The organism is Burkholderia oklahomensis C6786 (genome assembly GCF_000959365.1).
GTDB classification, from domain to species: Bacteria; Pseudomonadota; Gammaproteobacteria; order Burkholderiales; family Burkholderiaceae; genus Burkholderia; species Burkholderia oklahomensis.
The window spans coordinates 1,024,152-1,038,076 of sequence record NZ_CP009556.1 but is presented as its reverse complement, the minus strand read 5'-3'; the positions used below and the strand labels follow the sequence as shown (position 1 = coordinate 1,038,076).

Here is a 13,925-nt window from a genome sequence, read left to right as displayed (position 1 = left end):
CTTTTCGCGTCACGCGCGCGTCACGCGTCGACCTTGAAACGCGACACGCCCGTGCGCAACTGATTCGCGACGAGCGTCAGGTCGTCGATCGCCTGCGACGACTGCCGCAGCGATTCCGCCGTCTGCTGCGCGGCCTCGGACAGCTGCGACAGCGCCTGCGTGATCTGCTCGGCGCCGCTCGCCTGCGTCTGCATTCCTTCGTTGACCATCTGGAAGCGCGGCGCGAGCGTCTGCACTTCGGCGATGATCTGCGACAGCTGGCCGCCCACCTGCTGCACGTCGCGCATCCCGCGCCGCACCTCTTCGGAGAACTTGTCCATCCCCATCACGCCCGCCGACACCGCCGACTGAATCTCCTTTACCGTCTGCTCGATGTCGTACGTCGCGACGGCCGTCTGATCGGCGAGGCGGCGGATCTCGGTCGCGACGACCGCGAAGCCGCGGCCGTATTCGCCCGCCTTCTCCGCTTCGATCGCCGCGTTCAGCGACAGCAGGTTGGTCTGGTCGGCGACCTTCGTGATGGTGGCGACGACCTGATTGATGTTGATCGCCTTCTCGTTGAGGATCGCGAGCTTCGCGTTCACCGAGCCGGCCGCGTCCATCACGCTGCGCATCGTCTCGCCCATCCGCGTGAGGCCGCTCTGGCCGACGCCCGCGAGCGTCGCCGACTGCTCGGCGACCGACGACACTTCGTTCATCGTGCGCAGCAGATCGCGCGACGTCGCGAAGATCTCGCGCGACGTCGCGCCGATCTCGGTCGTCGTCGCCGCGGTCTCGTTCGCGGTCGCCTGCTGCTCGCGCGAGGTCGCCGCGATCTCGGCGACCGACGTCGTCACCTGCAGCGACGACTGCTGCGCCTGCGCGACGAGCGCGGTCAGCTCGTCGGCCATCCGGTTGAAGCCGCTCTCGAGCGTGCCGAATTCGTCGTTGCGGCCGAGGTTCAGGCGCTGCGTCAGGTTGCCGGTGCGCATCACGTCGTGCACGTCGATGAGCCGCGCCATCGGCACCGTCACCGCGCGAAACAGGAAATAGCCGAGCACGAGCGCGGACACGAGCACGACGCCCAGCGCGACCGCGAGCGTGATCTCGGTGCCGTGCACCGATTCGCGAATCAGCGCCGCCGATTGCTCGGCGAAGCGCCGGTTCTCCTGCACGAGAATGTTCGCATTTCGAATCACTTCTTCCCATGCGGGCGTCATCTTCGCGTACGCGTCGAGCGCATCGTTCTTCGCGCCGCGCGCCTTCTGCACGGTGTCGTTCAACAGCGGCAGGTAGCGGTTGTACGAATCATGGAACGTGTTGAAGCGCTGCTGGTCGTCGCTGCGAAACGTCGACGCCTGATACGCGGACAACAGCTTGTCGAAGTCTTCGAGCATGCCGGGCACCTTCGCGAGATCGCGCCGGACCGCGTCGGCATCGGCGTCGACGAACACCGCGCGCTGCAGCACGATGTACGATTCGTTCGCAGCCGCACGCAATGAAGAGGCGAGATAGACGCCCGGGAGCGAATCGCGCTCGATGCTGATCGCTTCTTCGTTGATCGCGCGCAGGCGCTGATACGACAGCGCCGCCATGAACAGCATCAGCACGAACAGCACGCCGAAGCTGAACAGGATCCGGTTGCCCAGCGTGAGCCGGTTGCCGGCGGCGGGTTTGCGAAGAATCTCGTTGCTGGCGCGAGGCGTCACAGTGGGCATGTCGTTCTATCCGGCTGGCGGAAAATCATGTGAAAAAAGCGTCGCGCGCCGCACCGGGCGGATCGCATCGATCCCGGCGCGACGCGAAACCCGGGCATCGCGAGTGTAACTTGAAGCATCGGGTACGGGGACAGGCCAGGGCGCGCGAATGAACCATGCCGCACGCACGCGTCACGCGGCGCTCGCATCCTTCGGTATCCGAAGTCCCGCGAGAAAGCCGCGCGGCGTGTAGCGCATCAGGATCTGTCCGCGATGCTTCGCGGCCGTCGCGCGCACGAACGCGAGCCCGAGCCCGAAGCCGCCGCGCTGCGCGCCGCCCGCGGGCACGAGCCGCACGAACGATTCGGTCGCGGCCGCGCGCTGCTCGGGGGCGATGCCCGCGCCTTCGTCCTCGACGCCGATCAGCCAGCAGTCGCCGTCCTCGACGAGCGTGCAGCGCACCTCGGAGCCCGCGGGGCCGTACTTCAGCGCGTTGTCGACGAGATTCGCGACCGCGCGCGTGAGCATCATCCGGTCGCCGATGCACAGGCATTCGGTCGGCGGCACGTCGGCGCGTACGCGGCTGCCGACGCTGCCCGCCTTCTCCCACATCTGGTCGACCGCGTCGAGCACGACCTCGTTCAGGCTCACCGTCTCGCTCGGCCGCTTCTCCGATTGCGCGCGCGTCAGATGAATGAAGCCGTCGGCGAGCGCGAGCGCGCGGCGCGCATGCGTCTCGATCCGCTCGAGGATCGGCGGCATCGCGCCGTGCTCGTTGCGATAGACGTCGAGGAGCGCGAGGATCGACGTCTGCGGCGTGCGCATGTCGTGCGACAGGAAGTCGAGCACTTCGTCGCGCTGCCGCAGCGTCAGATACGAGTTCGAGTGGTAGCGGATGCGCGCGATCAGCTCGATCGTGTCGGGCAGCTTGACGAGATAGTCGTTCGCGCCGGCGACGAACGCCGCGCGCTTGATGTCGGGCTCCTCTTTCGCCGACAGCACGATGATCGGCACGCGCGCCGTCTGCGCGTCGGCACGCCAGGCGCGCACGAGTTCGAGGCCGTCGATGTCGGGCATCACGAGATCCTGCAGGATCACGGTCGGCTTCACTTCCCTCGCCATCGCGAGCGCGCGCTGCGCGTCGGTGCACGTGTGCAGCACGATGTCGCTCTCCGGGACGAGCGAGCGGCGAATCACTTCGCCGACGAACGCCTGGTCGTCGACCAGCAGCACCGAAATCCCCGATTCAAGCGAATCCGAATCACTATCCCTATTCGTTTTGTTCATCATGTCGTAGCGCTACGCAATCGTTGCCTTGTCGCCTGTTCCAGCTCCGTTCGTCGCTCGCGTGCCTGGCGGGTTCGGCATGCGATCGCGTGAGCGCGAGCCCGCCGTTCCGCGTGAACGGCAATGAAACGGGCCCTCATTCTTTCTTAAAACGAATATAAAGTGCCGATGTTAAATGAAATTAAGTCTGTTCGCCGATTTCGCTCGATAATCGGCGAGCATTTCACTTCGTTTCGCGATCGAATCTCCGATCGATCAGGTAAAAACGCGCGTCGACGCGATCCGGTTGATACTGCGATCACAATGCGCCGGATACGCGCCGCGCGCAATTGCGTCCGTGCAGTGTGTTATCTGCCCGCCACAGAGAGATTTATCAATTGCACCGGCAGCACCGGAAGTTGGCGGGACGCAAACGTTTTCGCCTGCCACGATCGCTGCACGTTCGCCGAACGTGCCAGACTCGGCGGAAAATGGCGCACGACGCCCGGCGGACGGGCGTTTGCCGCATGCGCGCGGCGCACGACGCCCGTCGAACCGATTGAACGTCGACTGCATGACGCGCGTGCCGCGCAGCCGGACAGCACGCTCGATTGACCGTCCGGTCGGTGGACGATAGCATCTCGTGACGACGCGGCGTCGCCATTCGTCAACCGTCCCCGACGCAATCGCGGACGTCTCGATCATTGCGCGCCGCCCCGTTTTTTGAGATAGCGACGATCTCCCGCATTGCGGCCTTATCTCGATATTCGCGCAATGCTCGTTTAAAACGCAATCGACATCTTTCTTATCTAATTATTCAGCACGCGCCTATGAATCCGAGTTACCGTGTTGGCGAAACCATCTCGAAAATGGTCACGTTCGACATTGATTCCGTTCGCCGATTTGCGACGCTCGCCGGCGACATGAATCCGCTGCATCACGACGAGGCGCTCGCCGAACCGACGCGGTTCGGCGGACTGATCGTCAGCGGTACGCACTATTCGGCATTGATGATGGGCATGGTCGCGACATTCCTCAGCGAGCGACGCCCGGCGCTCGGGCTCGAATTCGAGTTCAAGTTCCGCAAGGCGGTCGCGGCAGGCGACACGGTGACGATGGAATGGCGAATCGTCGCGATCGAACCGAGCGCGAAGCTGAAGGGCGACGTCGTTCGCCTCGAAGGCGTGTTGCGCAACACGGCGGGCGAGGTCTGCGTGATCGCGAAATCGACGAGCCTCAGCCTGCCGGACGACGCGCTCGCGGCGACGTAGCGCAGAACCGCCGCCGCGACGGGCTGCTGCGGCTGCTTCTGCGCCCGCGGTCGCCATCGTGCTCGCTCGATGGGCGGCGCGACGCATCGACTTGCCGATTCGCCGGATTCTCGCGGCCAAAGATACGTCCGCGGAATGGCGCGATCATGTGGCGGCGCAGCGGCGGCAGCGCCGGCGAACGCGTCGCCGAGCCGCCCCGCCCTGGCGCCGCATTCAACGCTTGCGCACGACCATCAGCCGCAGCTCGGTCATGTCCTCGATCGCGTAACGGATCCCTTCGCGGCCGAGCCCCGAGTCCTTCACGCCGCCGTACGGCATGTTGTCGACGCGGAACGACGGCACGTCGTTGATCACGACGCCGCCCACTTCGAGCTCGTCCCACGCGCGCTGCGCATGCGCGAGCGAATCGGTGAACACGCCCGCCTGCAAGCCGAAGTCGCTGTCGTTCACGCGCGCGAGCGCGTCGTCGAAATCCGAGAACTTCTCGAGCAGCGCGACGGGGCCGAACGCCTCCTTGCGATACAGATCCTGATCGCGGCCGACGTGCTCGAGCAGCGTCGCCTCGAACATCGCGCCGTCGACGTTGCCCCCCGCGACGATCTTCGCGCCCGCCGCGACGGCCGCGTCCATCCAGCCGGCGAGCCGCCGCGATTCCGCTTCGGAGATCATCGGGCCGACGAACGTCGCCGGATCCTTCGGGTCGCCCATCTTCAGCGAGCGGGTCTTCGCGATCAGCTTCTCGCGCAGCGCATCGTAGACGTCCGCGTGCACGATGATCCGCTGCACGCCGATGCAGCTCTGCCCGGACTGGTAGTACGCGCCGAACGCGAGCCGGTCGACGACGTAGTCGAGCCGGTCGCGCTGATCGGCGTCGACGATCGCGGCCGCGTTGCCGCCCAGCTCGAGCACGACCTTCTTCTTGCCCGCCTTCTTCTTCAGCTCCCAGCCGACCGCGGGCGAGCCCGTGAACGACAGCAGCTTGAAGCGCTCGTCGGTCGTGAAGAGATCGGCGCCGTCGCGATGCGCGGGCAGAATCGAGAACGCGCCCTTCGGCAAATCCGTTTCCGCGAGGACCTCGCCGATGATCAGCGCGCCGATCGGCGTGCGGCTCGCGGGCTTCAGCACGAACGGGCAGCCCGCGGCAAGCGCGGGCGCGACCTTGTGCGCGGCGAGGTTCAGCGGAAAGTTGAACGGCGAGATGAACGAGCACGGCCCGATCGGCATGCGCTTGTAGTAGCCGCTGTAGCCCTGTGCGCGCGGCGAGATTTCGAGATTGATGATTCCGCCTTCGATGCGCACCGCTTCCTCGGCCGCGACGCGGAACGTGTCGATGAGGCGCGTCACTTCGCCCTTCGAATCGTTGATCGGCTTGCCCGCCTCGATGCACAGCGCTTCGGCCAGCTCGTCGAAACGCTCGCGAAAGCGTGCGACGCAGTGTTCGAGAATCGCCTGCCGCTTGAACGCGGGCAGCTCGCGCAGCGGCTTCTGCGCGCCGACGGCCGCCGCGATCGCGGCGTCGATCGCCTGCGCGTCGGCGAGCGCGACGCGCGTCGCGACCTTGCCGCTGTATTTGTCGGTGACGTCGAGATCGGTGTTCGCGTACACCGCGTCGTTCGCGAGGTAGTACGGATAGGTTTCCTTCAGCATGTCGAATGACTCCGTCCAGTTGATGTGCCGATGTGCCGATTTGTCGATGTGCCGGCTGCGGTCACAACTGCGCCGACAGGCGCTTGATTTCACGATTCAGCACGCGCTCGTTGTCCGAGTAGTCGATCGGCACGTCGATCAGATGCACGCCCGGCGACGCGAAGCATTCGCGCACGAGCGGCTCGAGATCGTCGGCCGACGCGATCCGGTGCCCGTGCGCGCCGTAGCTCTGCGCATACGCGACGAAATCCGGGTTCGCGAGCGTCATCGCGTAATCCGGGAAATTCATGTTCTCCTGCTTCCAGCGGATCATTCCGAACGCGTCGTCGCGCAGGATCATCACGACGAGGTCGAGCTTGAGCCGCACAGCCGTTTCGAGCTCCTGGGAATTCATCATGAAGCCGCCGTCGCCGCATACCGCGATCACCTTGCGCTGCGGATGCACGATCTTCGTCGCGATCGCCGACGGCAGGCCCGCGCCCATCGATGCGAGCGCGTTGTCGAGCAGCAGCGAATTCGGCTCGTGCGCGCGCCAGTAGCGTGCGAACCAGATCTTGTACATGCCGTTGTCGAGACAGACGATGCCGTCTTCCGGCAGCGACCGGTAGAGATCGTTGACGATCCTCACCGGATACATCGGAAAGCGCGGATCGTCCTGCCCTTTCTTCAGGTGCGCGTCGAAGTGCTCCTTGATCAGCATGAAGCGCGAGAAATCCCAGTGCGGCTGCCGCGTCAGCTTCGCCTTCATCTGCCACACCGCGTTCGCGATGTCGCCGACGACCTCGATCTGCGGGAAGTACACGGGATCGACCTGCGCGCCAAGGAAGTTCACGTGGATCACGGTCTTGTCGTCGGCGCGCATGAAGAACGGCGGCTTCTCGATCACGTCGTGGCCGACGTTGATGATGCAGTCCGCGTGCTCGATCGCGCGATGGACGAAGTCGCCGTCCGACAGCGTCGCGTTGCCGAGCCACAGCGGATGCGTCTCGTCGATCACGCCCTTGCCCATCTGCGTCGTGAAGAACGGGATGCCCGTCGTGTCGACGAATTCCTTCAGCATCTTGCAGGTCGTCTTGCGATTGCCGCCCGCGCCGATCATCAGGAGCGGATGGCGCGCCGCCTGGATCGCCTCGACCGCGTGCGCAACCGCCTTCTCCTCGGCGACCGGCCGGCGGCTGTAGCTCGCCGGGATCGGCTTGCCGTCGCCCTCTTCGTGCGCGATATCCTCGGGCAATTCGAGATGCGTCGCGCCGGGACGCTCTTCCTCCGCGCGCCGGAACGCTTCGCGCACCGCCGACGGAATGTTGCCGATCGACACGATCTGCCGCGTGAGCTTCGTCAGCGGCTGCATCATCCCGACGACGTCGACGATCTGAAAATGCCCCTGCTTGCTCGACTTGATCGGCTTCTGCCCGGTGATCATCAGCATCGGCATGCCGCCCAGCTGCGCGTACGCGGCCGCCGTCACGAAATTCGTCGCACCCGGGCCGAGCGTCGACAGGCACACGCCCGTCTTGCCGGTCAGCCGCCCGTAGGTGGCCGCCATGAAGCCCGCCGCCTGCTCGTGGCGGGTCAACACGAGCTTGATGCGCGACCGCCGCAGGGATTCGAGCAGATCGAGGTTTTCCTCGCCGGGAATGCCGAACACATACTGGACGCCTTCTGCTTCCAGCGCCTTCACGAACAAATCGGATGCTTTCATGGGGACTCTCGGTTGGTGCCGCGCATCCGGCCTACGGACGGCGCGGCGTTGAGCGGCGCGCACGCCGGCCTACGGCGCGCGCGACCCGTTTCCTTCGACAGACAAAAGCACGAGCAGGCTGGGCGAAACCGCCGCGGCGATGCGCGGCGCGGCCCGCGGCATTCGGCCGGACACCGAAACGGCGGCCGGCGCGCGAACGACGGCGCACCGGCGGCGGGAACGCTTCTCGATTGTAGGAGATCGCCGAAAAAGCCGCTTCGAGCAGCGCGGTTTACGAAACGATGACAGCCGGGAAGGAAAGGCGCGGACGGCCACGCATGCCGCTACCCCTTCGCATGCTGCGCCGCGATCTCCTGCAAGTCGAGATCGCGTTCGAGCAGGTACAGCATCTCGTCGTGGATCCGCCCGCCGCGATGCAGCCGCAGCAGCTCCGCGCGGCCGGCCGCGATCGCGGCAAGCACGACGTCGTAGTGCGCGTTGCGCTCGCTCGCCGGGAACGCAGGCTCGTTCTGATGGCGCGCGGTCACGTTCGCGCGGTACGTATATTGCTCGAGCAGCCGCGGATGGATCACGTTGCCGTCGGCGTCGCGCACGAGCGGCTGGATCGCCGCGAGCTGCGCGGCCTCGACGCGCGCCCACGCCTGCGGCTCGGTCAGATGATGCGCGGCGGGCCCCGGATCGCGCAGCTTCAGCAGCCGGATCAGCGGCCCGATCGTCGTGCCCTGCAACAGCACCGTGACGAGGATCACCGCGAACGCGGCGACGAGAATCAGGTCGCGGCCCGGCATCGCGTCCGGCAGCGACAGCGCGATCGCGAGCGTCACGACGCCGCGCATCCCCGCCCAGCTCATCACGGCCGCCGCCCGCCAGTCGGCCCGCAAGCCTCGCCGCCGCACGCGCGCGACGGGCGTCTTCAGCCATTCGACCGCGAACACCCAGACGAAGCGCGACACGACGACGGCGACGAGCACCGCGACCACCGCGGGCATCATCGTCGCGAACACCTCGCCGAGCCCGCCGAGCCGCACGATCACGCCGCGCAGCGACAGGCCGATCAGCACGAACACGAGCGCCTCGAGCAGGAACACGATCACCTGCCAGAACGCGGTGCCGCGGTTGCGCACCGATGCGGAGAACACCTCGTGCTGATGCCAGCCGAGCATCATCCCGGTCGTCACGGTCGCGATCACGCCGGACACCTCGAACATTTCGCCGGCGATGTAGCTGATCCATGCGGCGATGACGGCCGTCGTGATCACGAGGTAATCGTCTTCGATGAGCCTCAGGAAGCGCACGATCAGCCAGCCGACGGCGAAGCCGACCGCGACGCCGCCGAAGCCGAGCTCGGCGAAGCGCACGACCGCGTCGCCGGCGCTGAATGCGCCCGTGAGCGCGGCGGCGACCGCGAAGCGGAACAGCACGAGCCCCGCCGCGTCGTTCAGGAGGCTCTCGCCTTCGAGCAGCACCATCAGCCGGCGCGGCAGCGCGACGCGCTCGAGCACGGCCTTCGCGGCGACCGCATCGGGCGGCGACACGATCGCGCCGAGCGCGAAGCACGCGGCCCACGGCAGGCCCGGCGCGACGAGATGCACGGCGACGCCGACGACGAGCGTCGTGAACGCGACCGCGCCGATCGCGAGCATCATGATGCCGCCGACGTTGCGCTTGAACTCCTCCCATACCGAGAAGTACGCGCCGTCCATCAGGAGCGGCGGCAGGAACACGATCAGCACGAGATCGGGATCGAGATTGACGGGCGGCAGCCCGGGCAGGAACGCGATGCCCGCGCCGCCGACGAGCAGCGCGGCCGCGGGCGGCAGCCGGAGCCGCTTCGCGAGCAGCTCGAGCGCGACGATCGCGAGAAATGACAGCAAGACGAGCTTGAATGCCGAGACCGGAGACATGGAAGCGCCTTCTTCGCAAGGGTTGAACGGACGGACGAACGTGCGATGGTCGCGCGATTACAGCACGGCGACGCGCGCGGCGTCGAGCATGCGAATGTCAAATCCGTTCAGGATGCCGATGCTTCGGCGCGGCAAGCGCATTCGACGCAGCAAATGCCGCGAACGCGGCGGACCCGGCGGCAGCGGACCCGCGACGAACGCGCGCCGTTCAATGCGGCAGCGCGCCCGCCCACCGCGCGATGCCCGACACCGCGTACAACCCGAGCCCGATCAGCCCGCCGACCAGCGTGCCGTTGATCCGGATGTACTGCAGGTCCTTGCCGATGTTCAGCTCGATCTGCCGCGACATCTCGCGCGCGTCCCAGTTCTTCACGGTGTCGCTGATGTGCCGCGTCAGGAACTCGGCAAACTCGGGCGCCATCTCGCTCGCCGCGCGCTCGACGTGCTCGTTCATCGAATCGCGCAACTGCGGGCTCTGCGCGAGGCGCTCGCCGAGCCAGTTGCCGAGCGCCGTCGCGCGCCGGTGGACGACCGACTCGTCGCGCGCGAGATCGGCCTTCAGCCACGCGCGCAACTGGTCCCACAGGTCCTTCACGTAGCGGTTGAACGCGTCGCCGTCGCGCAGATAGCGCTTGATCTCCTCGCCCTTCTCGATGAACGCGGGGTCGCTCTTCAGCCGCACGACGAGCCGCGCGGCCGCGTCGTCGAAGCTGCGCCGCAGCCGGTGCTCGGGATCGTCGCCGATCTGCGTGAGCACGCGCGTCACGACGTTCGAGATCAGCTCCGCGCCGTGCTCGCCGAGCCAGTTCGTCGGCAGCAGCTTCTCCATCTTCGGGAATTCATATTTCAGCCAGTCGACGATGTAAGTCGCGATCGACGCGCGCTTGTCGGGATCGCGAAGGAACGCGACGATCTGCGCGATCCCGTCGTCGAGGAGCGCCTGATGGCGGCCGTCCTTCGTCAGCGTGTCGAGAATCGCGCCCGTCGACTGCGACAGGTCGATCCGGTCGAGCACCGCATGGAACGCGTCCTTCACGAACGACTGGATCCGCGCGTCGTCGGTCATGTCGAGCCCGAACGCGATGAGGCGCGTCGCGTAGCCGCCCAGCACGTCCGCGTTGCGCGGCGTCGCGAGCCACTGCGCGAGCCGCGCGGCCGGATCGTGCCGCTTGATCAGCGCGACGATCGACGCCGGATCGAGAAACTTCTCCTGCACGAATGCGGCCAGATTGTCGGCGATCTTTTCCTTGTTCTGCGGAATGATCTCCGTGTGCCGCGACACGAACGGAATCGGCACGCGCCGGAACAACGCGACGACCGCGAACCAGTCGGCGAGCGCGCCGACCATCGACGCCTCGGCGATCGCCTTGACGCCGTCGATCCAGAAGCCGCGCGGCGCGAACAGCGTCGCGGCGAACACGCCCGCCGCGGCGAACAGCAGCGCGAGCGCGCGCCGCTTGCTGTTTCGGAGTTCCCGTTCCTTGTCGTCGAGCATCGTGATCCGGTCGTATCGGTTCCGCCCGTCATGCGCGCGGCGGCGCGGACGGCAGGAACTTCACCATCAACAGTTCGTCCGCGTAGCCGTTCGCCCCCTTCAGCGCGCGCGGCTCGACGCCGTACACGACGAAGCCGTGCCGCTCGTAGAACGCGCGCGCCGCGCCGTTGCCGTCGACGACGGCGAGCGTCACCTGCTCGACCGCTTCCGCCGCGGCCGCGAGCACCGCGTCGAGCAGCGCGGCGCCGACGCCGTGCCGACGCGCGTCGGGCGCGACGTACATGCCCCACAGGAAGCCCTTGTGGCGCGCCTTCGCGCCGTCCAGCCGCTTGAAGCCGGCCATCCCGGCGATCCGGCCGCCGACATACGCGCCGAACACGATCGTGCCGGCGAGCCGCTCGGCGAACGCGGTCAGCGGACGCGCCACTTCGACGTCGTAGGTCGAGCCGAACGCGTCCGGCATATCCTGCAGCGCGGCGAGGCGGATCGCGCGATAGTCGGCCGCGAGCGAGGCCGAAAGCCGTCTGACTTCGACGGCGGGTACGGATGTCGAATCGGGCATGACGTGCGTCGCCGGCATGAAAAATGGACTCGTCAGATGGTACACCGGCCGTCGCGCGGCTCGGTTGACCCGTGTCGTTCGCGCCACTTAGAATGCCTTCACGCGGTGCCCCGGCCTGCCGCGCCGTCGATTCGACGACCATCCAGACCGATGCCCGAAGGAGTCAGCAACGTGCCGGACAGTCTCGCCCGCCGCAGCCTGTCGCTGCGCCGCCCGACCGGCGTCGTCGCGGCCGCGGCGCGCGCGCTCGTCGTGTGCGCCGCGCTCGGGCTCGGGCTCGCCGGCTGCGCGACGCATCCGCCTGCCACCACGCTCGACCGCACGGTCTCTCACGCGCTCTCGCCCGACACGTCGACGCCGCTTGCCGACGCGCTCGCCGCGCCGCAGCGCGCGCATCCGGGCGAATCCGGCTTTCTCGTGCTGCCGCGCGGCGACGAGGCGCTGCAGATGCGCATCGCGGTCGCGCGCGCGGCGACGAAGACGCTCGACATCCAGTACTACATCGCCGCCGAGGACACGACGGGCAAGCTGCTGCTCGGCGCGGCGCTCTACGCGGCCGACCGCGGCGTGCGCGTGCGGATGCTCGTCGACGATCTGAACTTCAAGGATGTCGACCGCCTGATGGCGGCGCTCGACACGCACGCGAACCTCGAAGTGCGCGTGTTCAATCCGTTCGGCGCCGCGCGCCGCGGGATGTTCGCGCGCACCGCGAATCTCTTCACGCAAATCGACAACTTCGCGCGCCGGATGCACAACAAGGCGATGATCGCGGACAACCAGATCGCGATCGTCGGCGGCCGCAATCTCGGCGACGCGTATTTCAACGCGAGCCCGACGCTGCAGTTCCGCGATCTCGACGTGCTCGCGGCGGGCCCCGTCACGCACGACGTCTCCGCGAGCTTCGACGCTTACTGGTCGAGCGCGCTCACGTATCCGCTGCCGGCGCTGAACCAGCGGCGCTACGATGCGGCGGATCTCGACGCCGCGCGCGACGCGCTGCGTGCGCACTGGCGCGCGAACGCGACGCCTTACAACGCAAAGCCGCTGAACGCGACGCCGCTGTCCGCGCAGATCGCGCGCGACGAGCTCGGCCTCGTCTGGGCGCCGGCCGAGTTCACGGCCGATTCGCCCGACAAGATCGCCGCGCCCGACGACAGCTACAAGAGCCCGCCGATGCAGCGGCTCATCGCGCTAACGCGCGACGCGCAGCGCGAATTCCTCGTGCTCTCGCCGTATTTCGTGCCGCACAAGGCGGGCGTGAAGGCGCTCGGCCAGCTCACCGCGCGCGGCGTGCGCGTCGCCATCCTGACGAATTCGCTCGCCGCGACCGACGCGGTCGCCGTGCAGGCGGGCTACGCGCCGTATCGCGTGCCGATGCTGCGGCACGGCATCGAGCTGTACGAATACAAGCCGGATCAGGGTCGGACGCGCATCGGCGTGCTCGGCTCGCGCTCGCGCGCGAGCCTGCATGCGAAGGCGTACGTAATCGATCGGAAGATTCTCGTGATCGGCTCGATGAATCTCGATCCGCGCTCCGCGCACCTGAACACGGAGCTCGCGCTCGTGATTCACAGTCCGCGGCTCGCGAAACAAGTCGCCGACCTGTTCGACGAGGTGACGAAGCCGACCATCAGCTATCGCGTGACGCTCGCATCCGATACGCCGGGCGCGCCCGGCGCGGTGCAGACGGCGGGCGCGAGCACGACCGCATGGCCGCTCGTGTGGACCGAGGTCGCCGACGGCCGCGTGCGCACGTACGGCGTCGATCCGAACGCGGGCTTCTATCGCAACCTGCTCGCGGGGCTGTGTCTGTTGTTGCCGATCGAAGATCAGCTCTGATGCGCGGCGCGGCATCACGCCGCGCCTGCGGCACTCGTTGCGCTTACAGCGCCGCGCGAATCCTCTGCGCCAGCGCCTCGAGCTGCGCGGCATCCGCCATCTCGCGCGCGTGCATCTTGAGCGGCTCGTCGGCCCAGCGCGGAATCACGTGGAAATGCACGTGCGGCACCGTCTGGCCCGCCGCCGCGCCGTTGAACTGGCCGATGAAGAGCCCTTCCGGCTCGAGCGTCCGGCGCAAGGCGAGCGCGACGCGCTTCACCATCTTCATCGATTCGGCCGCGGCGGCTTCGGACAGCTCGTAGAACGTCTCCGCCGCCTCCTTCGGCACGACGAGCGCGTGGCCCTTCGATTGCGGCATGATGTCCATGAACGCAAGCGTCGTGTCCGTTTCGCACAGGCGGATGCACGGCACTTCGCCGCGCAGGATCTTCGCAAAAATGTTCGATTGATCGTAGGCCATCAAAGTCTCCCGGCTCGCGAGCCTGTCTGTCGGATGTCAGTCAACACGCGATTCTTACCGGTCGCGCGCGATCGCGCAAGCGATCCGGCACGCGAATGCGCAC

11 protein-coding genes are annotated in these 13,925 nt (G+C 67.2%); 3 read left to right on the top strand and 8 right to left on the bottom strand.

Going from position 1 to position 13,925, the window contains the following annotated elements:
- Positions 1-20: 20 nt before the first annotated feature.
- Together BG90_RS22505 and BG90_RS22500 are read right to left on the bottom strand one after the other, a co-directional pair.
- Positions 21-1,697 carry a methyl-accepting chemotaxis protein gene (locus BG90_RS22505; protein WP_010110315.1) on the bottom strand — a complete coding sequence of 559 codons (1,677 nt, stop codon included), beginning with the start codon at positions 1,695-1,697 and terminating at the stop codon, positions 21-23.
- 171 nt (positions 1,698-1,868) lie between these two features.
- Entirely contained in the window at positions 1,869-2,966 is a 1,098-nt protein-coding gene (locus BG90_RS22500) for a hybrid sensor histidine kinase/response regulator (RefSeq protein WP_010110316.1), read from the bottom strand.
- Positions 2,967-3,131: 165 nt separating this feature from the next.
- Between BG90_RS22500 and BG90_RS36240 the strand changes: the two genes are divergently transcribed.
- Both BG90_RS36240 and BG90_RS22495 read left to right on the top strand, forming a co-directional pair.
- Complete coding sequence (locus tag BG90_RS36240; protein WP_157135666.1) at positions 3,132-3,557, top strand: hypothetical protein; 426 nt, start codon at positions 3,132-3,134, stop codon at positions 3,555-3,557.
- Between the two features lie 254 nt (positions 3,558-3,811).
- Positions 3,812-4,213, top strand: a complete 402-nt coding sequence (locus BG90_RS22495; RefSeq protein ID WP_010110318.1) for a MaoC family dehydratase — start codon at positions 3,812-3,814, stop codon at positions 4,211-4,213.
- A 213-nt stretch (positions 4,214-4,426) separates the two neighbouring features.
- Here the strand turns inward: BG90_RS22495 and BG90_RS22490 are convergent, their stop codons facing one another.
- The 5 genes from BG90_RS22490 to BG90_RS22470 all read right to left on the bottom strand — a co-directional run bounded on the left by BG90_RS22490 (position 4,427) and on the right by BG90_RS22470 (position 11,523).
- The gene (locus BG90_RS22490; protein WP_010120340.1) at positions 4,427-5,860 is read right to left on the bottom strand and encodes an aldehyde dehydrogenase family protein; all 1,434 of its coding nucleotides are present in this window, start codon (positions 5,858-5,860) and stop codon (positions 4,427-4,429) included.
- A 61-nt stretch (positions 5,861-5,921) separates the two neighbouring features.
- On the bottom strand, positions 5,922-7,562 hold the full coding sequence (locus tag BG90_RS22485; protein ID WP_010110322.1) for an acetolactate synthase large subunit: 1,641 nt from the start codon (positions 7,560-7,562) through the stop codon (positions 5,922-5,924).
- 323 nt (positions 7,563-7,885) lie between these two features.
- Positions 7,886-9,466, bottom strand: coding sequence for a Na+/H+ antiporter (locus tag BG90_RS22480; RefSeq protein WP_010120342.1), 1,581 nt, complete (start codon positions 9,464-9,466; stop codon positions 7,886-7,888).
- A 208-nt stretch (positions 9,467-9,674) separates the two neighbouring features.
- A complete protein-coding gene (locus tag BG90_RS22475; protein ID WP_010120346.1) occupies positions 9,675-10,961 on the bottom strand; it encodes a DUF445 domain-containing protein in 1,287 nt (428 codons plus the stop codon).
- Positions 10,962-10,989: 28 nt separating this feature from the next.
- The gene (locus BG90_RS22470; protein WP_232288966.1) at positions 10,990-11,523 is read right to left on the bottom strand and encodes a GNAT family N-acetyltransferase; all 534 of its coding nucleotides are present in this window, start codon (positions 11,521-11,523) and stop codon (positions 10,990-10,992) included.
- Positions 11,524-11,694: 171 nt separating this feature from the next.
- On the opposite strand from BG90_RS22470, the gene BG90_RS22465 reads away from it, so the two are divergent.
- Positions 11,695-13,362 carry a phospholipase D family protein gene (locus BG90_RS22465; RefSeq protein ID WP_045568547.1) on the top strand — a complete coding sequence of 556 codons (1,668 nt, stop codon included), beginning with the start codon at positions 11,695-11,697 and terminating at the stop codon, positions 13,360-13,362.
- Between the two features lie 43 nt (positions 13,363-13,405).
- Here the strand turns inward: BG90_RS22465 and BG90_RS22460 are convergent, their stop codons facing one another.
- Positions 13,406-13,822: an HIT family protein gene (locus BG90_RS22460; RefSeq protein WP_010110331.1), complete on the bottom strand. Its 417-nt coding sequence runs from the start codon at positions 13,820-13,822 to the stop codon at positions 13,406-13,408.
- Between the last annotated feature and the right edge of the window lie 103 nt (positions 13,823-13,925).

Coding starts and splice junctions, on each gene's coding strand:
- BG90_RS22505 (WP_010110315.1), bottom strand. CDS start 1,697: ATGCCCACTGTGACGCCTCGCGCCAGCAACGAGATTCTTCGCAAACCC.
- BG90_RS22500 (WP_010110316.1), bottom strand. CDS start 2,966: ATGATGAACAAAACGAATAGGGATAGTGATTCGGATTCGCTTGAATCG.
- BG90_RS36240 (WP_157135666.1), top strand. CDS start 3,132: ATGTTAAATGAAATTAAGTCTGTTCGCCGATTTCGCTCGATAATCGGC.
- BG90_RS22495 (WP_010110318.1), top strand. CDS start 3,812: ATGGTCACGTTCGACATTGATTCCGTTCGCCGATTTGCGACGCTCGCC.
- BG90_RS22490 (WP_010120340.1), bottom strand. CDS start 5,860: ATGCTGAAGGAAACCTATCCGTACTACCTCGCGAACGACGCGGTGTAC.
- BG90_RS22485 (WP_010110322.1), bottom strand. CDS start 7,562: ATGAAAGCATCCGATTTGTTCGTGAAGGCGCTGGAAGCAGAAGGCGTC.
- BG90_RS22480 (WP_010120342.1), bottom strand. CDS start 9,466: ATGTCTCCGGTCTCGGCATTCAAGCTCGTCTTGCTGTCATTTCTCGCG.
- BG90_RS22475 (WP_010120346.1), bottom strand. CDS start 10,961: ATGCTCGACGACAAGGAACGGGAACTCCGAAACAGCAAGCGGCGCGCG.
- BG90_RS22470 (WP_232288966.1), bottom strand. CDS start 11,523: ATGCCCGATTCGACATCCGTACCCGCCGTCGAAGTCAGACGGCTTTCG.
- BG90_RS22460 (WP_010110331.1), bottom strand. CDS start 13,822: ATGGCCTACGATCAATCGAACATTTTTGCGAAGATCCTGCGCGGCGAA.